At 67.5% G+C, this 20,345-nt stretch carries 20 protein-coding genes; 6 read left to right on the forward strand and 14 right to left on the reverse strand.

Annotated features, from left to right (window positions below; translation table 11 throughout):
- Window positions 1-35 precede the first annotated feature (35 nt).
- Both P9A17_RS19815 and P9A17_RS19820 read right to left on the reverse strand, forming a co-directional pair.
- Window positions 36-1,511, reverse strand: a complete 1,476-nt coding sequence (locus tag P9A17_RS19815; RefSeq protein WP_278040403.1) for an acetyl-CoA acetyltransferase — start codon at window positions 1,509-1,511, stop codon at window positions 36-38.
- Between the two features lie 13 nt (window positions 1,512-1,524).
- Complete coding sequence (locus tag P9A17_RS19820) at window positions 1,525-3,867, reverse strand: CoA transferase (protein ID WP_278040404.1); 2,343 nt, start codon at window positions 3,865-3,867, stop codon at window positions 1,525-1,527.
- 73 nt (window positions 3,868-3,940) lie between these two features.
- Between P9A17_RS19820 and P9A17_RS19825 the strand changes: the two genes are divergently transcribed.
- Window positions 3,941-6,400 (forward strand): phosphoketolase family protein, encoded by a 2,460-nt coding sequence (locus P9A17_RS19825; protein WP_278040405.1) that lies wholly within the window; start codon window positions 3,941-3,943, stop codon window positions 6,398-6,400.
- A gap of 36 nt (window positions 6,401-6,436) precedes the next feature.
- Window positions 6,437-7,198, forward strand: coding sequence for a CPBP family intramembrane glutamic endopeptidase (locus tag P9A17_RS19830; RefSeq protein WP_278040406.1), 762 nt, complete (start codon window positions 6,437-6,439; stop codon window positions 7,196-7,198).
- 8 nt (window positions 7,199-7,206) lie between these two features.
- Here the strand turns inward: P9A17_RS19830 and P9A17_RS19835 are convergent, their stop codons facing one another.
- The gene (locus P9A17_RS19835; RefSeq protein WP_278040407.1) at window positions 7,207-7,779 is read right to left on the reverse strand and encodes a CGNR zinc finger domain-containing protein; all 573 of its coding nucleotides are present in this window, start codon (window positions 7,777-7,779) and stop codon (window positions 7,207-7,209) included.
- A 98-nt stretch (window positions 7,780-7,877) separates the two neighbouring features.
- Here P9A17_RS19835 and P9A17_RS19840 point away from each other — a divergent pair, with 98 nt between their 5' ends.
- Entirely contained in the window at window positions 7,878-8,357 is a 480-nt protein-coding gene (locus P9A17_RS19840; RefSeq protein WP_278040408.1) for a hypothetical protein, read from the forward strand.
- Here P9A17_RS19840 and P9A17_RS19845 read toward each other — a convergent pair whose 3' ends face one another.
- The 3 genes from P9A17_RS19845 to P9A17_RS19855 form a co-directional block, all read right to left on the reverse strand.
- Entirely contained in the window at window positions 8,358-9,356 is a 999-nt protein-coding gene (locus tag P9A17_RS19845; protein ID WP_278040594.1) for a zinc-binding alcohol dehydrogenase family protein, read from the reverse strand.
- Window positions 9,357-9,396: 40 nt separating this feature from the next.
- Complete coding sequence (locus P9A17_RS19850; RefSeq protein WP_278040409.1) at window positions 9,397-9,699, reverse strand: GlsB/YeaQ/YmgE family stress response membrane protein; 303 nt, start codon at window positions 9,697-9,699, stop codon at window positions 9,397-9,399.
- Between the two features lie 139 nt (window positions 9,700-9,838).
- A complete protein-coding gene (locus tag P9A17_RS19855) occupies window positions 9,839-10,888 on the reverse strand; it encodes an APA family fibronectin-binding glycoprotein (RefSeq protein WP_278040410.1) in 1,050 nt (349 codons plus the stop codon).
- A gap of 421 nt (window positions 10,889-11,309) precedes the next feature.
- Between P9A17_RS19855 and P9A17_RS19860 the strand changes: the two genes are divergently transcribed.
- The 3 genes from P9A17_RS19860 (at window position 11,310) to P9A17_RS19870 (ending at window position 14,516) form a co-directional block, all read left to right on the forward strand.
- Window positions 11,310-11,981, forward strand: coding sequence for an SDR family oxidoreductase (locus tag P9A17_RS19860; protein ID WP_278040411.1), 672 nt, complete (start codon window positions 11,310-11,312; stop codon window positions 11,979-11,981).
- Window positions 11,982-12,056: 75 nt separating this feature from the next.
- Window positions 12,057-12,986, forward strand: a complete 930-nt coding sequence (locus tag P9A17_RS19865; protein ID WP_278040412.1) for an LLM class F420-dependent oxidoreductase — start codon at window positions 12,057-12,059, stop codon at window positions 12,984-12,986.
- Window positions 12,987-13,142: 156 nt separating this feature from the next.
- The gene (locus P9A17_RS19870) at window positions 13,143-14,516 is read left to right on the forward strand and encodes an NAD(P)/FAD-dependent oxidoreductase (RefSeq protein ID WP_278040413.1); all 1,374 of its coding nucleotides are present in this window, start codon (window positions 13,143-13,145) and stop codon (window positions 14,514-14,516) included.
- Here the strand turns inward: P9A17_RS19870 and P9A17_RS19875 are convergent.
- The 8 genes from P9A17_RS19875 to P9A17_RS19910 all read right to left on the reverse strand — a co-directional run bounded on the left by P9A17_RS19875 (window position 14,513) and on the right by P9A17_RS19910 (window position 20,268).
- Entirely contained in the window at window positions 14,513-15,139 is a 627-nt protein-coding gene (locus P9A17_RS19875) for an urease accessory protein UreD (RefSeq protein WP_278040414.1), read from the reverse strand. The two genes, P9A17_RS19870 and P9A17_RS19875, sit on opposite strands and share 4 nt — an antisense overlap.
- Complete coding sequence (gene ureG / locus P9A17_RS19880; RefSeq protein ID WP_278040415.1) at window positions 15,139-15,819, reverse strand: urease accessory protein UreG; 681 nt, start codon at window positions 15,817-15,819, stop codon at window positions 15,139-15,141. The genes P9A17_RS19875 and ureG overlap by 1 nt, the downstream gene beginning before the upstream one ends.
- Before the next feature lie 14 nt (window positions 15,820-15,833).
- Window positions 15,834-16,478 (reverse strand): urease accessory UreF family protein, encoded by a 645-nt coding sequence (locus P9A17_RS19885; protein ID WP_278040416.1) that lies wholly within the window; start codon window positions 16,476-16,478, stop codon window positions 15,834-15,836.
- Entirely contained in the window at window positions 16,478-18,199 is a 1,722-nt protein-coding gene (locus P9A17_RS19890; RefSeq protein ID WP_278040417.1) for an urease subunit alpha, read from the reverse strand. The genes P9A17_RS19885 and P9A17_RS19890 overlap by 1 nt, the downstream gene beginning before the upstream one ends.
- Complete coding sequence (locus P9A17_RS19895; protein ID WP_278040418.1) at window positions 18,192-18,509, reverse strand: urease subunit beta; 318 nt, start codon at window positions 18,507-18,509, stop codon at window positions 18,192-18,194. The genes P9A17_RS19890 and P9A17_RS19895 overlap by 8 nt, the downstream gene beginning before the upstream one ends.
- 10 nt (window positions 18,510-18,519) lie before the next feature.
- Entirely contained in the window at window positions 18,520-18,822 is a 303-nt protein-coding gene (locus P9A17_RS19900) for an urease subunit gamma (protein WP_278040419.1), read from the reverse strand.
- 51 nt (window positions 18,823-18,873) lie between these two features.
- Window positions 18,874-19,278 carry a PaaI family thioesterase gene (locus tag P9A17_RS19905; RefSeq protein WP_278040420.1) on the reverse strand — a complete coding sequence of 135 codons (405 nt, stop codon included), beginning with the start codon at window positions 19,276-19,278 and terminating at the stop codon, window positions 18,874-18,876.
- Window positions 19,279-19,491: 213 nt separating this feature from the next.
- Entirely contained in the window at window positions 19,492-20,268 is a 777-nt protein-coding gene (locus P9A17_RS19910; protein ID WP_278040421.1) for an iron reductase, read from the reverse strand.
- Between the last annotated feature and the right edge of the window lie 77 nt (window positions 20,269-20,345).

The raw sequence follows: 20,345 nt of genomic DNA on the forward strand, positions 1-20,345 counted from the left end.
GGATGTGCCGCCCGGGTGACAGCCGCGTTACCGGGTCACTCCAAGGTGGCGGTCCCGTCGTCGTTGACGCGAACCGACGCCCCGGCGATGTCCTCGGCCACCGACGCCGCAGCCTGGTCGGTACTGGTGATCACGGCGAGGACGCGGGCGTCCTCAGGAGTGCGTACGGCGAGGAACGCCTTCTCGGGGACCCCGTCGCGACCGACGGGCGTGGTCCACGTCTCCACCGTGGCGACGCCGCTCCAATCGACCACCGCGGCGCGTGTGGGCTCGCGGTCGACGTCTGATTGGACGTCCTCCCAGCGGAACTCATGGGCCGGCGGCTCGGTCCCGTACACACCGAAACTGTGCTTGGTCAGGTAGCCGCCGTTGGCGGTGATCAGCCCGCGGGTGCCAGGGTTGGCCGTCAGACGTTCGGCCATCGTCGCGATGGAGTGGGTGACGTAGTTGTTCCACGGCCCACCGGCAAACGTCAGGCCGCCCGTGACCGTCAACGGACGGTCGGGGTCGCCGATCGGCAGGCCGAGTTCGTTGGCGGCCACCTGCACCGCGGAGGGAAAGCACGAATACACGTCGACAAAATCCATCTCGTCGACACCTGCGCCCGCCAGCTCGAGCGCCCGATTGCCCGCGATGCGGATCGCCGGCGACGTGTGGAACTCGGCCCGCTCACCGATCGCGTACGTGTCGTGCGAGTCCGCCCCGGAATACGGGAAAACCCAACGCTCCGAAGGGATCTGGAGGTACTGCGCCTTCTCCACCGACGTCAGGATCAGTACCGCGCCCTGGTCGACCATGTTGTTGGAGTTCATCAGCTTTGTGTAGGGCCAGCTGATCATCCGGTTCTTCGGCGACGGCTCGACGATCTCCTCGGCGGTCAGCGCATCCTGGCTCCACGCGTGCGGATTGGTCGCGGCGACAGCCGAGAACTGCGCCCACAGCTCGCCGATGCGCCTGCGGTGTTCGCCGGGTGACTCCCCCGCCGCGATGCGCACCGCCTGCTCGAACATCGGATAGACGTACGCGGGACGGTCGAGGTGGATCTTGAGGTCGCCGGGGCCCGCCATCGGCATGTTCTCGTCGGAGCCCGGTGCCAGCGGCACCGATTCGTCCTGCTTGGTACCGACGTACTTGTGCCCCGCGGCGCGTACCCGGGTCCGGGTCCGCCACGTCTCCGCACCGGCGATCAGCACGACGTCGTGCTTGCCCTGCTGGATGTCCAGACAGGCATGGTTGACCAGTGTCTGTGGCACGTTGCCGCCGATGCCGGTGTAGCGTGTCGCCGCCTTGTCGGCGCGGATACGCTGTGCGAGAAGCAATCCCGGGTCCCGGTAGCGCCACGACAGCAGATTGACCACGCGCACGGCGTCGACGGCCTCGAGCACGCGCGGATCGGCGGCCGCTCGCGCGGCGGCGACCATCAGGTCGACGGGCTCGACGGAGGGATCTTCCGTGCGCTGGTTGACCTGGCCGTAGCCGACGAGGACCGGCGTCCTGGGGTCGATGGGCATGCGGGAGTGCCTCCTATGTCTTCGGGTCGTAGGTGAACAATGCGCCGTCGGCGACGAGTCGGTCGATCTGGTCGTCAGTCAGTCCGAGCACGCGCTGACAGATGTCTCGGGTGTGCTCGCCGGGCATCGGGGCGGGCCTCAGCTCGGCGCGCGGAATCCGTTGGTAGAGGCTCGGTGCCGTCTCGGTGGGCAGAACCTGGTCGACGAGCGGATGGACCATCACGGTGAGCAGTCCCCGCGCGATCACCTGGGGGTCGGCGGCGACATCGGCGGCCCGGTTCATCGGACCGGCGGGAACGCCGAGCCGCTGCAACAACTCCGCGACGTCGCCCTTGTCGCGGACCGACGTCCAGCGCGACACCGCGGCGATCGCCTCGTGCCGATCTGCGGGCAGTTCCGCAACACCGATGAGGTCGGCGAGAGCAGCCCGTTGCAGTGGCGAACTGGCGGAGATCACGCACCATTCGTCGTCGCCCGCGCATGGATACACCGCATCCAGCGTCGCGGCGTCGGTCACGTGATGGCCTGCGTCTCTGGCCGATTCGGTGACGTAGGTCGTGGCGAGCTGGTTGATCGCCGCCTCGGCCTGAGAGATGTGGACGTGGCCGCCGGCACCGGTGCGCAACCTGCCGATGAGGACCGCCAGCGCCGCGGTCGCGGTCAGCCGGCCGACGACGTGATCGGGGAAGATCGTCGTCGCGTCGTAGAACCGGCCCGGCTCGGCGTCCACCGAGGTCCACAGCGACGCAACGCCGGTGGACGCACGGACCAGTGGTCCGTAACCCATCTGGGCGCTCCAGGGGCCACGATCACCGAACGCGCTGCTCTCCGCGAGGACGATTCCCGGCCTCAATGCGCGTAACCGCTCGTAGGAGAAGCCGAGCGAATTCAGCGTTCCCGGTTTGAAATTCGCGAAGACGGCATCAGCGGTCCGTACCAGGTTGCCGAAAACATCTGCACCGGCGGGGTTTCGCAGGTCCAGCCCGAGGCTGAGTTGATTGCGGTGGGTCAAGGCCCACGATCGGCTCATCGGTTTACCGGGCGGTGTCTGACGCAGACCGTCGGGATAGGCGGGGCTCTCGATCTTGATGACCTCCGCCCCGAGGTCTGCGAACAGCCGGCCGAGTTCACCGCCGGCGACGATGACGCCCAGGTCCAGGATTCGCAGGCCTTCCAGCGGACGCAGGCCGGCACCGGACGCCGGCGGCGGGGAGCTTCGCGTGGTGGACCATTCGGGACTTGGCAACACCCGGGGTGCTTCCCGGTATCCGTGGTGGGACCCGTCGATCACCAGCGGACCGACCGGGACGGTGAGCGCCGTCCCAGACGGCAGGATCTCCTCGGACAGGGCGCCGACCGAACGAAAATGGCTGGACGACAGCGCTTCTGCTGGGGACAGCACGGCCGCGATGGGGACGCCACGCGCCTGGCCCTGCGTGACGAGATCGGCCTTGAGCTCCGGTGCGAACAGCTCCGCCATCGCCGCGTTGAGCTCCCGCGACGCAGCGTAGCGGGCAGCGATCGTCTCGAACTCGGGGCCGGCGAACTGCGCGGGTTCACCGAGCCACTCGAACATGCCTCGCCACTGCCGTGCCGACAGCAGACAGATCCGGACATGTCCATCCCTGCACGCGAAGGTCGGGTAGATCTGTTGGTTGCGGGGCCTGCCACGCCACAATTCGGACGGTGACTTCAGACCCACAGCGGCCTGGCCCTCGGAGCCGAACGGCGGATCCAGCGTTTGAACGACCGCCTCGAACCGGGAGAAGTCAATGAATTCTCCTTGGCCGCAGCGCAATCGGTCGTAATGGGCGACCAGCACCGCCCAGGTGGCCTGGACCGCCGCCGTCGCCGACGCGACACCGCTGGGCGGCAACACCGGTGTGCCGGTCGTCGGCCCCGTCCGCGACAGCGCCGACGACATCGCGTACAGAACGGCATCGGTGGCGCGCCAGGAGGCGTGCGGGCCCGCGGTGCCGAAATCGGTCACCGCCAGTACGACGAGATGTTCGAACTTCGCCGCGAGTTCCTGCCCCGACGTACCGAACAAGGCTGCGCCGCCAGGGTTTCCAGAATCCAGGACGATGTCACAGCCGCCCGCGAGCTCCAGCAGGCGGCGACGATCGTCGGCATCCGTCGGATCCAGCTGTGCGCAGCGCTTGTTCGCGTTGTTCAGCGCGAACGGGATGCTCACCCCGTCCACGGCGGGCAGATCGGTGCGCGAGGGCGCACCACCGGGCGGTTCGATCTTGAGGACGTCGGCGCCGAGGTCGGCCAGGATCCGTCCGACACCGTCGGAATCTCCGAGTGATAGATCGAGTACGCGCAGGGAATTCAGCAAAGCGCCCTCGGCCATCACGGGAGAAAGATTAACGCGCACGCCATCGCGGACGAGTTGACCTCTCCCCGAACCGGGGTTGGATGGAGAGATGACCTGGACGACAGTGGAACGGCAGCAGCTCACAGACACCCAGATCGACCAACTCGACCGGTGGTGGCGTGCCGCCAACTATTTGTCGGTCGGCCAGATCTACCTGCTGGACAATCCGCTGCTACGCACCCCGCTCGCCCGCGAGGACGTCAAGCCGCGACTGCTCGGACACTGGGGCACCACGCCAGGCCTGAACTTCCTCTATGCGCACCTCAACCGGGCGATCAAGGAGCGCGAACAGTCGACGATCTACCTGACCGGACCAGGACACGGCGGCCCAGGATTGGTCGCCAGCGCCTACCTCGACGGCACGTACAGCGAGGTGTACCCCGACATCACCCCGGATGCCGAGGGGCTGCGCAGGCTGTTCCGTCAGTTCTCGTTCCCGGGCGGGATCCCGTCGCACGTCGCGCCCGAAACACCCGGGTCGATCCACGAGGGCGGCGAACTGGGCTACGCCCTGTCCCACGCCTACGGGGCGGCCTTCGACAACCCCGATCTGCTGGTCGCGACCGTGATCGGCGACGGTGAGGCCGAGACCGGCGCGCTGGCCACCGGCTGGCACTCCAACAAGCTGACCAACCCGACCACAGACGGCGTCGTGCTGCCGATCCTGCACCTCAACGGCTACAAGATCGCCAACCCGACCGTGCTGGCCCGCATCCCGGAAGACGAACTGCGGGCGCTGATGGTCGGCTACGGGCATCATCCCTACTTCTTCGAGGTCCCCGACGACGGGCCGGACGACCACGACTCGCGTGTTGATGCGCATCGGCGTTTCGCCGCGCTGCTCGACGAGGTCCTCGACGAGATCGCCGACATCAAAGCCGCAGCAGCCTCGGGTGACGAGTCCCGACCGGCCTGGCCGATGATCGTGTTCCGCACCCCGAAAGGCTGGACCGGTCCCGGCACCATCGACGGCAAGAAGACGACCGGCTCCTGGAGGGCGCACCAGGTGCCCCTGTCCAGTGCCCGCGACACCAGCGAGCACCTTGGCGTGCTTGCCGACTGGCTGGCCTCCTACCGACCCGACGAACTATTCGACGAGGGCGGGAAACTGCACGCCGACATCGCCTCGCTGGCGCCGCAGGGGCACCTGCGCATGAGCGACAATCCGCACGCCAACGGCGGTCTGCTGCTCAAGGATCTCCGGCTGCCCGACTTCCGCAGCTTCGGCGTCGACGTCCCCGCTCCGGGCGCGACGGTCGCCGAAGCCACCCGGGTCCTGGGCCAGTGGCTCACCGAGGTCATCCGGCGCAATCCGGACAACTTCCGCATCTTCGGCCCCGACGAGACGGCGTCCAATCGTCTGCAATCGGTGTTCGAGGCGACCGACAAGCAATGGAACGCCGACTACATCGGTCCCGAGGTCGACGAGCACATGGCCAGGGTGGGCCGCGTCGTCGAGATGCTGTCCGAACACCAATGTCAGGGCTGGCTGGAGGGCTATCTGTTGACCGGCAGGCACGGGCTGTTCAACTGCTACGAAGCCTTCATCCACATCATCGATTCGATGTTCAACCAGCACGCCAAATGGCTGAAGGTCACCAACCACATCGCCTGGCGGCGCCCCATCGCGAGCCTCAACTACCTGCTGTCGAGCCATGTCTGGCGCCAGGACCACAACGGGTTCTCCCATCAGGACCCCGGCTTCATCGACCACGTGGTCAACAAGAGCGCGAACGTCGTGCGGGTGTACCTGCCACCGGACGCCAACACGCTGCTGTCGACCTACGACCACTGCCTGCGGTCACGGCAATACGTCAACGTCGTCGTCTCCGGAAAGCAGCCCGCCCCCAACTTCTTGACCATGGAGCAGGCCATCGCGCACTGCACGCGCGGCCTGGGCATCTGGGAGTGGGCGGGCTCGGAGGTCCTCGGCTCCGATCCTGACGTCGTGATCGCCGCGGCGGGAGACGTGCCGACCCTTGAGGCGCTCGCCGCGACCGACATCCTGCGGACGCATCTGCCCGAGCTCAAGATCCGGTTCGTCAACGTCGTCGACCTGATGCGCCTGCAGGACTCCACCGAACATCCGCACGGGCTGTCGGACCCGGATTTCGACATGATCTTCACCACCGACAAGCCGATCATCTTCGCCTATCACGGCTACCCGTGGCTGATCCATCGGTTGACCTACCGGCGAGCCGGCCACTCGAACCTCCACGTCCGCGGATACAAGGAGGAAGGCACGACGACGACCCCGTTCGACATGGTGATGCTCAACGACCTCGACCGCTACCACCTGGTGATGGATGTGCTGGACCGCGTTCCGGCGCTCGGGTCGACGTGCGCGACGTTGCGCCAGCGGATGGCCGACGCCCGCATCGCCGCCCGCGAGTACACCCGCGAGCACGGCGACGACATCCCCGAGGTGAAGGACTGGGTGTGGCCGGCCGCGCGCCGCCTCGGGGTGTCGGGTGGCGGTGTGTCCGACACCGGCGGCGACAACGAATAATCCGCCGCGCAGAAACGCCGGTACCCTGGTGCGGTTATGTCTGACGTCATCGCCGCACCCGTCGAGCCCCACCCCGTGGTCGCTCAACTCGCGGCGTTGCACCACTTCCGGATCTACGTCGACATCGCCATCGTCGTCGTCGTGCTGGTGGCCTCGAACCTGCTGGCGCACTTCACGACGCCGTGGGCGAACGTCGCCGTCGTACCTGCTGCCGCGGTGGGGCTCGTACTGCTGGTGCGCTCCCGCGGTCTCGGTTGGTCGGAGCTCGGACTGGGCCGCGAGCACTGGAAGTCGGGCGCCGGGTATGCGATCGGTGCGGTCGCCCTGGTGGGCACTGTCATCGCGGTCGGCGCGTTGCTGCCGTGGACGCGGCCGATGTTCCTCAACGACAACTACGCGACGTTGTCGGGCGCGCTGATCGCATCGATGATCATCATTCCGCTGCAGACCGTGATTCCCGAAGAGCTGGCTTTCCGCGGCGTGCTGCACGGCGCCCTGGACCGTGCGTGGGGCTGGCGCGGCGTCGCGGCGGCGGGGTCACTGCTCTTCGGGCTGTGGCACATTGCTACGTCGCTCGGCCTGACGGCGAGCAATGTCGGGTTCACCGAGATCCTCGGCGGCGGAGTGTTCGGCATGGTCGCCGGCGTCGTCGGCGCGGTGATCGCTACGGGGGCGGCGGGATTCGTCTTCACATGGCTGCGCAGGCGCAGCGGCAGCTTGATCGCCCCGATCGCGCTGCATTGGTCGCTGAACGGGCTGGGTGCTCTGGCGGCCGCGCTCGTGTGGCATCTGTCCTAGACAGCCGATCAGCGAGCCGCCCGTTTGCGCGCCCGGAACTGCCGGTTCTTCAGCTTGTTGCCGCACGACGCCATGTCGCACCATGTGCCGCCGTGGTTGCGCGATGCGTCGTAGAACGCCCAACGGCATTCGTCGTTGCCGCATGCTTTGAGCCGTGCCCAGCTGCCGTCCCGCTGCGCGTCGCGGACGACCAGCAGCAGCCCGGCCAGCCGGCTCGCCACGTCGTCGCCGTCCACTCTCAGGGCCACGCTGCCGTCCACGTCGACCGAGGGGCGCACCGCCGCCGTGACGCGGCGCAGTGGAGCCAGTGCGTCCTGGGTCGGTGCCGGGCCGCCGCCGTTGCGGACGAGCAGTGCCCTCAGCGCTTCACGCACCTCGACGACCAGCGACAGATCGGCCGACGACAGCTCCGTTGACGCTGCCAGCAGGTCGTTGTCGACCAGCCAAGGTCGCGCATCGGCGACATCGTTGAGCCGGTCGGAGCCGTCGGGCCGCTCGACGGTGTTGACGAGCGCCTGGATGCGGCGCAGCGGTGGCGGCGCGGGCTTGTCTTCGTCGTCGCCGGGCCAGAGCTCGGTCATCGACGCAGCCTACCATTCGTGACTGCTTAAATCGATTGACTGGTCATGCATGACCGGTATAGCGTTCTTGGCAGTCACCGATTGGAGTTGTGTGCAGCATGGCCGCCCCCCGGATTCCCGCTGAAGTCCTGCACGCCGCGCAGTCGGCCCGGACGCGGAAGCGTCGCGATCCACGGCCGTCGCTCCTGGCGCAGGTCGCGGCCCACATCACTGCCTGCTCTCTCGACCGTCAGCTGTCGGTCGGTATGCCGTCGAGCCCTGGGAGGTCGCTACTGGCACACCGCGCGAGGCTGCTGTCTCCGAAGGAGCGTCAGGCCATCGCCGAGGTGCTGAATCACTTCGTGGGCGACGCCATGGAGCCGCCCGTGTCCCTGCGCATACCGCTCAACGGCCCCGGCATTCTCGCGGTCACAGATCTGATCGACCGGATCGTGCAGCGCCTCGAATCCGCGGACCCCGTGTGTGAACGCGGCGTCGCGCGGATACGCGTCCTGCTCTCCGACGGCGCCGGACCGCTCTACCGGCACGGGCGAGGTGATCTCGCGGGCCGCCTCGGCGCCGCGCTCGCCGCCCTCTAGTCACACGACCAGCACGGCCGCGCCGGAGATGCGTCCGCCGCTCAGATCGGCCAGCGCCGCGTCGGCGCGGTCGAGCGAGTACTCGGGGGCGGTGACCGCGAGGTGGTGCCGGCCGGCGAAGTCGAGGAATGCGTGCGCGTCGGCCCGCGTATTCGATGTCACGGACCGCATCTGACGTTCCTGGAACAGGTGATCCTGATAGTTCAGCGTCGGAATGTCGCTGAGGTGGATCCCGGCGATCGCGAGCGTGCCGCCGCGGTCGAGCGCCGCGAGCGCAGGCAGAACAAGGTCGCCGACCGGAGCGAACAGGATCGCAGCGTCGAGCGCCACCGGCGGCCGTTCGTTTGCACCCTGTGCAGATGCCGCGCCCAGGGACAGGGCGAGTTCGCGGGCGTGTTCCCCACGCGTCATCACGTGCACCTCGGCGCCGTCGGCGATCGCCACCTGAGCCGTCAGGTGGGCGCTGCCGCCGAACCCGTAGATGCCGAGGCGGCCCTTCGGCGGAAGATCCGCGCGCATCAGCGAGCGGTACCCGATGATGCCGGCGCACAGTAGCGGCGCCAACTCCGCATCGGTGTACCCCGCAGGCAATGGCAGCGCGAAAGCGGCAGGCACAGTGGCGAATTCGGCGTAGCCGCCGTCGGCGTCCCAACCCGTGTAGCGGGAGTCCGGGCACAGATTCTCTTGGCCGCGCAGGCAGAATCGGCAGGAGCCGCAGGTGTAGCGCAGCCACGCGATGCCGACACGGTCGCCGATCGAGAAGTCGCCGGCGCCCGGGCCTATTTCGACGACCTCACCGACCACCTCGTGCCCCGGCGTCACGTCCTCCCGGTGCACCGGGAGATCGCCTTCGGTGACGTGCAGGTCGGTGCGGCACACGCCGCACGCGCGGATTGCCACCAGCAGTTCGCCCGGTCCGGGTTCGGGGACGGGGACAGTGGACAGGCACAGCGGCTCGGTCGCTATCGGACCGGGCCTGCGCACCTGCCACGCGCGCATCGTCGGGGGCGCCACGTCCCTACGATGCCACGGTGTGCGGTCAGGCCTTCGTCTGAACCTTGCTGACGATCCACAACAAGATCACCGATCCGAGGATGGCGGTGAACAGCGTGAACCACCACCCACCCGCGGCGGTGTCGAGGAAGAAGCTCAGCAGGAACCCGCCGATGAGCGCGCCGACGATCCCGACGACGATGTTCATCACGATGCCGGAGCCGCCGCCCTTGACGATCTTGCCCGCGATCCACCCGGCGATGGCGCCGATGATGATGTACCCGATCCAACCGACGCTGGTCAGCGTCGTCGATCGCGCCAGAATTTCGCTAGCTGCAACCATGTCCATGAGGGTCTCCCGCCTGTCGCCAGCCGGACCCGGTGCGGCCGCAACCGGGCCATGGCCCAGGTATACCTGCCGCGGGTAACGAAACGGCTATGCAAACGGGCGGCGATCGGACACGATCACCGCCCGCTCACACATCACGTCACGCCGGGGGAAGCATCCCCGGTGCGGTGTTCGGGTCGACCGGAACCGGGACGCCCACGGCGGGCCGCGGCGGCGGCGCGTTCGGGTCGGGCGGCGGCGCGTTGGGATCCGGCGGCGGCGGAGGCGCGTTCGGGTCCGCCGGCGGAGGAGGCGGAGGCGGCGCCCACGGGCGGATCGAGTTCGCCAGCGTGGCGGCCTCGGGCTGCGGCACCGGATTCGTTGCAGTGCCGAGCCAAACGACGAACCATCGCTCCGGCGTGCGCTGACCGCGGGGTGTGCCGGGGGCGACGGGAGCACCGACGACACCGGCCCAGATCTGGCCGTTCGGCTTGTTCGTGTCGGTGAACTTCACCTCGTAGTACGAGGCGACGCCGGTCAGGCCGTCGGCATCGAGCGGGATCACCTGCTGGTTGACCCGCGTGCCCGGGAACGGCATGAAGAACTCGCCCATATCGGAGGCGAGTCGCTGGGCCGCCTTGGTGTTGTCGCTCTCGGCGCCCGCGAACAGCTTCAGGTCGAGTCGGCCGAGCAGCACGCTGGTGTCGTTCGGCGGCTGCGCATCCGGCGGCGAACCCTCCGGCGGCAGCTTGGTGAGCAGCGCCTGGCCGTACGAGATCTGGCTGGCGTCCGAAACCTTCCAGCCTGCGGGAACGACGTAGCTGAAACCGCCTGCGGCGTTGTCGACGCGGCCCGGTTCCGGCGCAGGGGCCACCGGAGCATTGGGATCGACGGGTGGCGGCGCGTTCGGGTCCGCCGGCGGGGGTGCTGCCGGTGGGGGTGGCGGCGCGTTCGGGTCCACCACCGGGGGTGCCGCCGGTGGGGGTGGCGGCGCGTTGGGATCGACCGGCGGCGCCGCCGGCGGCGCCTGCGGCGCTACCACCGGAGGCGGCGGCGCGGGCGTCGGCGTCGGTGCCGGCTGGGCGCCGGCCACCGCCGGCATCGCCAGCGCGGCCGCCAGCGCAGCGGTCGTGACGGTCGTCAGTACCGAGCGTCGAAACGGCGTCGGTACGCCCTTGAGGCGGTCAGGATGCACTTCCGGCTGATCCATGGGGAAGAAACTACCGTGTTGCAGCCGTGACGCAAGTGTGAGGTGGTCAAAATGTGCTGAATTGTTACATTGCCACAAGGAACATCGCAGCAGATAGACAGAATCGGTTTGTTTGCTGACATGCGTCAGCACCCACGCGACGCGCGGGTGCCGAATCTGCCGAAGTTGACGGGTGTGATGTCTCACCCGTTCATCGGCCCGTCGGGCGGCGGTTGTTACAGCGCGCAGACGCCTCCATTCGTCGAGCGTGCCCACAGGGCGGGAATCGACCCTGATTCCTGCCATCGGCGCACACTCGGCGATGCGCCGTCCGTTGCACGGCAGTCGACAGCGGCGCGCCGGGTTTCTCATCTAGCTACCGTCCAGTAACATTGGCGGCGCTCGCTGGGGTTCAGCGTCGAACACAACAGGAGGGCCATCGATGGATGTTCTGATCACGGGATGCGACACCGATCTGGGGCGCACGATGGCCGAGAGCTTCAGCGAAGCCGGTCACAAGATCATCCTCGGCGGCCGTAACCGCGACGACCTCGAGGTCCTCGCCAAAGAACTCGACCAGGATGTTCTGGTCTTCGACAACACCGATGCCGCCTCTGTCGGGCAATTGCACGGTCAGGTGCCGGCTCATCTCGACACGATCATCAACGTGCCCGCCCCCCGCTGGAACGGCGGCGATCCCCGCACTTACACGCTCGACGACCACGCCGCGGAATGGCGCGGGCTGTTCGACGCGAACCTCGTGTCGGCGATGCTCACCGTGCAGGTGCTCGGCGACCACATGCGTTCCGGCGGATCGATCATCACCGTGATCCCCGAACCTCCGCGCGAAGGCAGCGCCGCAGCGGCCGTCAAGGCCGCGGTCTCCGACTGGACCGCGGGTCAGGCCAACCACTTCGGCATCCGCGGCATCACGGTGAATGCCGTCGCGGTCGGCCGCGGAATCGATCCCGGCTACGACGGCCTCGGTTCCACGCCGCCGTCGGTCAGTGCGGAGATGTCGCGCCTGTCTCTGTTCCTCACCACGCCGGCGGCGCGGCACATCACGGGGCAGACGCTGCATGTCACGCACGGGGCTCTGGCGAACTTCGCTTAGTGCAGTTTTATTCCGCGCTTCGCGCCGAGTGAAACCCGGGACGCCGTTTGACGTCCGGTGCGTAGGGTCGGGTTCGTGACGATTCGACTCGGGCTCCAGATCAACAACTTCTCCTACGGCACCGGCGTTCCCGACCTCTTCCCCACTGTGGTCGCGCAGGCGAAAGAGGCCGACACCTCGGGATTCGACTCCGTGTTCCTGATGGATCACTTCTACCAACTGCCCGGAATCGGAACCCCCGACGAGCCGATGCTGGAGGCGTACACCGCGCTGGGCGCGCTGGCCACCGCCACCGAGAACGCACAGCTGGGCACGCTGGTCACCGGCAACACGTATCGCAATCCGACGCTGCTGGCCAAGAACATCACGACGCTTGACGTGATCAGCCAGGGCCGCGCGATCCTCGGCATCGGCACCGGCTGGTTCGAACTCGAACACGACCAGCTCGGCTACGAGTTCGGTACCTTCACCGACCGGTTCAACAAACTCGGTGAAGCCCTCGAGATCATCCTGCCCATGATCAAGGGCGAGCACCCGACGTTCAGCGGGAAGTACTACAGCGTCCAGGACGCCATGGCGAATCCCCGCTTCCGCGAACACATTCCGCTGATGATCGGCGGCAGCGGCGAGAAGAAGACCATCCCGCTGGCGGCCCGCCACTTCGATCACCTCAACGTCATCGCAGGATTCGACGAGCTGGCCCGCAAGATCGACGTGGTCAAGCAGAAGTGTGAGGAGATCGATCGCGACCCGGCGACGCTGGAGACCAGCATGCTCGTCGGCGCGATCGTCGGTGACGGCGTCAGCGCCGATATGGTCCCCGACGACTTCAAGCAGCGCATGGTCTTCGGCAGCATCGAGCAGATCGCCGATCAGATCAAGACCAAGGTGCTCGACGCGGGCGTCGACGGGGTGATCCTGTTTCTGCCCACCAAGACAGTCGGCTATCAGCCCGGGCAGATCACGGAGCTCGGTCGGGCCCTCAAGCCGCTGCTCGCCGACTGATTTCGGCGTCGAGGCAACCGCAGGTTGAACTTTGCGGCGCGGTGGGGCATCTCACCGCGCCGCCCGGATGGGCAACGACTAGAGTTTTCGTTGTTCTGAATGGGTAAAGAAGATACCTGAGGCAGGTTCGCCGAGGACCTCGACAAGGGAGTAGTAATGAGCAATCCGGGAGCCACTCCGTCAGACCGCCACAAGGTGGTCATCGTCGGATCGGGGTTCGGTGGGTTGACCGCGGCCAAGACGCTGAAGAGGGCCGACGTCGACATCAAGATGATCGCCCGGACCACCCACCACCTCTTCCAGCCGCTGCTGTACCAAGTCGCGACCGGCATCATCTCCGAGGGCGAGATCGCCCCTGCCACGCGCATAATCCTGCGCAACCAGAAGAACGCGCAGGTTCTGCTCGGCGACGTCACCCGCGTCGACCTGGCCACCAAGACGATTCGCTCCGAGTTGCTCGGTCACACCTACATCACCCCGTTTGACAGCCTGATCATCGCGGCGGGCGCGGGCCAGTCGTACTTCGGCAACGACCACTTCGCCGAGTGGGCGCCCGGCATGAAGACCATCGACGACGCGCTCGAGCTGCGCGGTCGGATCCTCGGTGCCTTCGAGCAGGCCGAGCGTTCCAGTGACCCCGCTCGCCGGGAGAAGCTGCTGACGTTCGTCGTCGTCGGCGCCGGGCCGACGGGCGTCGAAATGGCCGGGCAGATCGCCGAATTGGCCGATCACACCCTCAAAGGTGCGTTCCGTCACATCGATTCGACGAAGGCCCGGGTCATCCTGCTCGACGCGGCCCCCGCGGTGCTGCCGCCGATGGGTGAGAAGCTCGGCAAGAAGGCCCAGGATCGGCTGGAGAAGATGGGTGTGGAGATCCAGCTCAACGCCATGGTCACCGACGTCGACCGCAACGGCATCACGGTCAAGGACCCCGACGGCAAGATGCGCCGCATCGAAGCGGCGTGCAAGGTGTGGTCGGCCGGTGTGTCGGCCAGTCCCCTCGGCCGGGACCTCGCCGAGCAGTCGGGCGTCGAACTCGACCGCGCCGGCCGGGTGAAGGTCCTTCCCGACCTGTCGATTCCGGGGCATCCCAACGTCTTCGTCGTCGGCGACATGGCCGCCGTCGAGAACGTGCCCGGCATGGCGCAGGGCGCGATCCAGGGTGGCAAGTACGCCGCCAAGGCGATCGAGGCGGAGCTCAAGGGCGCCGACCCCACTGAGCGAGAACCGTTCAAGTACTTCGACAAGGGTTCGATGGCCACGGTGTCGCGGTTCAACGCGGTGGCCAAGGTCGGCAAGCTGGAATTCGGCGGCTTCATCGCGTGGCTCGCCTGGCTGCTCCTGCACCTGGTATACCTGGTCGGCTTCAAGACCAAGATCGCGACGTTGCTGTCGTGGACGGTGACGTTCCTCGGACGTAACCGCGGTCAGCTGACGATCACCGAACAGCAGGCCTACGCCCGAACACGCATCGAGGAGCTTGAGGAGATCGCGGCCTCCGTCGAGCAGACGGAGAAAGCAGCGAGTTAAAGGCGGTCGCCTTGCCAGGTGGACAGGCAACCCCCAGCCGCCAGTGCCAGCGTCACGCCTGCGGTCTCGACATCGCTTCTCGGATAATGGAATTCGCTGACGCAGGCGCGGGGTGCCGCGATCACGTCGTCGGTGAGTGAGCCGCTGCCCACCTCCACGCGGTGCCGCAGCAGCGGTCTGCCCTCGACGTCGGCGTGCAGCGATCCCGACCAGAAGCCTTGCCGTTCATCGGTTCTGCCGATCTGGACGCGCTCCCGCAGGCGAAGCACCGCGGTGTCACTGAGCGTGACGCGGGTCGAGGCAAAGTGTCGTGATGTACCCGCGACGATCGTGGGCTCCGGATCGAGGTCCAACTCCCCCGCGACGTCCAGCGCCCACGTGGCATGGGATTCCGCGGTGGTGGCGCTCGGAAGCGCGACGGTCGCCGCGACGGTCCGAACCCGCAGTCGTGCGCCCGGTTCGACCACGACACGCATCGCGATCGCGTCGCCGCCCAGGGGGGTCGCCACCGACGACACCAGGTGCACGGTGTCGGGGCCGGTCTGGCGTGCCGCGATCCCGCCGCTGCATTCGATGTAGGGCCGCCGGTCCGGCCTCGCGACGATGACGACGTCAGAGCGCACTACACGGCCTGCGCGACCCGGAGTTGCTCACGCACCCACGCCAGCACCGGTGTGGCGGCGGGATCAACGGTCAGGGAGATCAACTCGAACCGGCGGTCCGCGCGCACCGCGGCCGCATCGCGTCGCATCACGTCGAGGTCTGCTCCCACCAGTGGAGCGAGATCGGTCTTGTTGATCACCAGCAGATCCGAGAACGTGACGCCCGGGCCGCCCTTGCGCGGCACCTTGTCGCCGCCGGCCACGTCGATGACGAAGATCTGGACGTCGACCAGACCTGACGAGAAGGTCGCCGTCAGGTTGTCACCGCCGGATTCCACCAGGATCAGGTCCAAATGGTCATGGGCGGCGATGAGGTCGTCGATGGCATCGAGGTTGGCGGTGATGTCGTCGCGGATCGCGGTGTGCGGACACCCGCCGGTCTGCACCGCGGCGATGCGGTCGTCGGGCAGAACGGCGTTGCGCCGCAGGAAGTCTGCGTCCTCGGTCGTGTAGATGTCGTTGGTGAGAACCGCCAGTGAGAGTTCTTCGCGCAGCTGCCGGCACAGCGCAGCCACCAGTGCGGTCTTGCCGGAGCCGACGGGACCGCCGACGCCGATGCGCAACGGCTCCCCCAGCTGCCGCACACGGCGGGGACGGTCGGTGTGGCCGTGGGGTTGGCCGTCCATGAAATGCGGTGGCATAGGGAGACCTTTCTCTAGGACGCGAACAACGGGCGGTCGCGCTCGATGTGGCGTTGCGCGAGGACGTCGAGCAGCGGGTCGGACAGGTCCGCGACATCCTTGGCAGCTTCGGCCGCAGTCTGTTCACACAGCGGCGACAGCTCGAACGTCACGGCCGCCACATCGCCGGGATCCAGCGCCAGCAGTCGCTGAGCCGCCGTGGCCGAGCCCGTCATCGTGGTGTAGACGACCGAAAGAGCGGTGTGCTCATGGGCCATCCCGCCCGCTCGGCCGACGCAACCAGCCGCGACCGCGAGATGCGGTGTCGGACCCAACTCGGTCCAGTTCTCCTCGGCCCAGACCCGGCGGGCCAGCCGCGTCAGGCCGCGGCCCTGCGCGCGTGACGCTTGCCTGGCTGCGGGAGACGGTGTGCGCGCATCGGTTTCGAGGTCACCGGACTTCCCTGCCGCCGCCGACAACGCGCCCCGGTGTACCGCCGCAGCGAGCGAGGCCGTGACGAGTCCGGTGGTCCGGATGCGACGAACCAGAAAGGCGCGCAGCGACCCCAGATCGGTGACCAGGCCGCTGGTCACCGATTCCTCCACGCCACCCGAATGCACGTGACCGCCCGTCGGCAGACGCGAATCCGACAGGGCGAGCAGGGTGGCGAGGTTCGACATCAGAACAAGAAATATCGTTGTGCCATCGGAAGTTCCGCTGCGGGTTGCTCCTGCCAGACGTCTCCGTCGATGCGCACGGTGAAGGTGTCCGGATCCACCTGGATGTCGGGGGTCGCGTCGTTGAGCGGCATCTGCGCCTTGCCGATTGCCCGCACGTTGCCGACCGGCACGAGCGCGCGGTTGACGGCGATCCGGTCCGCGAGATGTGCCTCGATCGCCTGCGGCGCAACGAAATGCACCGACGTCTCCGCCGCCGCGGCGGGCGACGCGCCGAACATCGGCCGCGGCAGCACCGGCTGAGGTGTCGGGATCGACGCATTCGCGTCACCCATTGCGGCCCAGGCGATCATGCCGCCCTTGACGACGGCGTGCGGACGTACGCCGAAGAACGCAGGCTCCCACAGCACCAGGTCGGCCAACTTACCCACCTCGACCGAGCCGATTTCGGCGTCCATGCCGTGGGCCACGGCCGGGCAGATCGTGTACTTGGCGACATACCGCCGGGCCCGCATGTTGTCGGCGCCCGAGTCGCCGGGGAGGAAGCCGCGGCGTCGCTTCATCACGTGCGCGGTCTGCCACGTCCGCATCACGACCTCGCCGATGCGTCCCATCGCCTGAGCGTCACTGCCGATCATCGAGATCGCCCCGATGTCGTGCAGCAGATCCTCGGCGGCGATCGTCGACGGCCGGATCCGGCTCTCGGCGAACGCGAGATCTTCGGGGATGCTGGGGTTGAGGTGATGACACACCATCAGCATGTCGAGGTGCTCGTCGAGTGTGTTGACCGTGTGCGGCCGCGTCGGATTCGTCGAACTCGGCAGCACGTTGGGTTTGCCTGCGACGGTGACGATGTCGGGCGCATGCCCACCGCCTGCACCCTCGGTGTGATAGGCGTGGATCGACCGGCCCTTGATCGCGGCGAGCGTGTCCTCGACGAAACCGGCCTCGTTGAGCGTGTCGGTGTGGATGTTGGCCTGCACGCCGGCTGCATCGGACACCGTCAAGCACGCGTCGATGGCCGCAGGCGTGGTCCCCCAGTCCTCGTGGAGCTTGAAACCCGCTGCCCCACCCCGCAATTGCTCCCACATCGCCTCATGGCTGACGGTGTTTCCCTTGCCGAGCAGCGCGACGTTCAGCGGCCACGTGTCGAGCGCCTCGAGCATCCGGGCCAGGTGCCAGGAACCCGGCGTCACGGTGGTGGCCTTGCTGCCCTCGGCGGGGCCGGTGCCGCCCGCGACGATCGTCGTGATGCCGCCGCCGAGTGCCTCCTCCATGATCTGCGGGCAGATCAGGTGAACGTGACAGTCGATGGCGCCCGCGGTCACGATGCGCCCGTTTCCGGCGATGATCTCGGTCGACGGGCCCACCACCAGATCGGGGTGCACACCGGACATGATGTCGGGATTACCGGCCTTGCCGATGGCGACGATGCGGCCGTCCCGGATGCCGATGTCGGCCTTGATGATTCCCCAGTAGTCGAGGATCACCGCGCCGGTGATGACGGTGTCGGGTGCGCCGTCGGCACGGGTGACCCGCGACTGGCCCATCGACTCTCGCAGCACCTTGCCGCCACCGAACACGGCTTCGTCACCCGCCAGACCCGGGCCGCCGCTGCGGTCCTCGGTGATCTCGATGAACAGGTCGGTGTCCGCGAGTCGGATGCGGTCGCCGGTCGTGGGGCCGAACAGTGCGGCGTAGTGGGACCGGGAGATCTCAGTCATGCGCGTCCAATCTGCCGGGCGGATCGAGGCTCAGGCCCCACACCTCACGGGTGCCTGCCAGCGGAACGAGTGTGACGCGTTGTGCGACACCGGGTTCGAATCGGATCGCGGTGCCCGCCGGGATATCGAACCGATGCCCGTCCGCGGCGGCCCGGTCGAAGTCCAGCGCGCTGTTGGCCTGCGTCACGTGGACGTGGCTGCCCACCTGAACCGGCCGGTCACCGGTGTTGACGATGTCCAGCTCCAGCCGGACCGCACCGGAATTGATCTCGATGGCGCCTTCGCCGTAAACGATCTCTCCAGGTATCACAGCGATGGCCTCACGGGATCGGGTGGTGGACGGTGACGAGCTTGGTGCCGTCGGGGAACGTGGCCTCGACCTGGACGTCGTAGAGCATCTCGGGCACGCCGTCCATGACATCGGCGCGCGCCAGAACCTCACGGCCGCTGACCATCAACTCGGCGACGGTGCGGCCGTCGCGCGCACCTTCCAGAATGTGGTCGCTGATGATCGCGACGGCCTCGGGATGGTTGAGCTTGAGACCGCGCGCCTGTCGGCGGCGGGCGAGTTCGGCGGCATAGGACAGCAGCAGCCGTTCTTGTTCATGCGGCGTTAATCGCATGGGCGCGATCCTGCCAGACTGCACCGCAGTCAGCAGCGCTCGCGGCGTTTGCTAGTCGTCGGCTACGTTCTGGAGCCGCACCTGACCGCGCGCGACCGTCTTTCCGGCCTCGTCCGTGATGGTGATCAGCCACAGCTGCTGACGCCTGCCCCGGTGGATCGGCGTCGACGTCGCGGTGACGGTCCCCGACCGAATGGCGCGCAGAAAGTCGGTGTTGTTGTTCACGCCGACGACCGTTCCGCCGCCGTTCTCGCCGAGCCAGACGTGGCCCGAGACACTGGCCATGCTCTCGATCACGGCGCAGTACACCCCGCCGTGCACGATTCCCCAGGGCTGCAACAACTTCTCGGTGATCTCCAGTTGTGCGCGCCCGCCGTCGGGCGTCATCTCCAGATAGGTCAGCCCGAGCTCTTTGTCGAAACCGTCGCCGAGGCCGGCGGGAACGTGATTGGTCACGAAATGTGTCTACACGCCGTGATGTCCGTAGCGGAAATGCAGTGCCTCTCGAAATGCAGTGCCTCTCGAAATGCAGAAGGGCCCCACGCACAAGGCGTGGGGCCCTTCCTTCGGTTGGACCGGGGGTCTCTGCAGCCCTCAGGACTCCGGCGCGGTCCGGTGGTTCCGAATGCCGGGGATTAACCCGACTCCTAGAGGATAGGCAAGGCTGCCCTAATTAAGCAAGACCTTTCCCGTATTCATTCGAGATGTGCCGCGCACGGGAAGGCCGAAGCCGACCAGAGCGTCGAGCACGGCCTGTCCGCGGCGCATGCTGACGACCTCGCTCGAACCGGCGAGCAGCGGAACCTGGGTCGCCGCGCTGACGACCGCGCCGCCGACGATGTGCCACATCGCCGCCGTCGACATCGCGCCGTCGCTCACTGCGGCGAGCTTGTTGAACAGCGGACCCAGCGCGCGGTGGCTGCGGTGGGCGATCCACGTCGTGAGTGCGGCCTCGCTGGGCAGCGCGACGATCCCGGTCTGGCCTGTGCGGACGGCCGGCCCCCTTCGGCTCGCGAAGAACGGATCCTCCGCGAGGGCACGCACTGTCGGGTCGACGACGCCGACCCAGTCGATCGCTCCCTCGGAGTCGACGTGGACCCACAGGTTCTCCAGGCCGGTGTCCCAGGCGCGCCCTTCGAGGACCAGCAGCGGGATCACCCGACCCACCACCACATGGGCGAAGGTCGCGGCCAGCTGCTGCGCCACCGAGGACCGGCTGTCGGTCTCGGCGACACCGGCGTCGAACATCGTCTCGAGGCGGTCCGTCGTCAGGATCTCGGCGAGCGGCCACCAGCGCCGCCGCGAAAGGTCACCCATCACTGCCACGCCGTAGACCCGGGGACATTCGCGATACAAGCCACGCAGCCGCCTGCTCGATTCGTGAATCGGCAACTCGCGCTTGATGGTCATGCTCGCGATGAGCGGATCCTCGACAAGGACCGTCATGGAACCTCCACTCTGGATGATCAGTTAGGTTAGCCTAACTGACACTTAGGTTAGCCTTACTACAGTCTCGAACACAA

Origin of the sequence: Mycobacterium sp. 236(2023) (assembly GCF_029623955.1) — a bacterium.
Taxonomy (GTDB): domain Bacteria; phylum Actinomycetota; class Actinomycetes; order Mycobacteriales; family Mycobacteriaceae; genus Mycobacterium.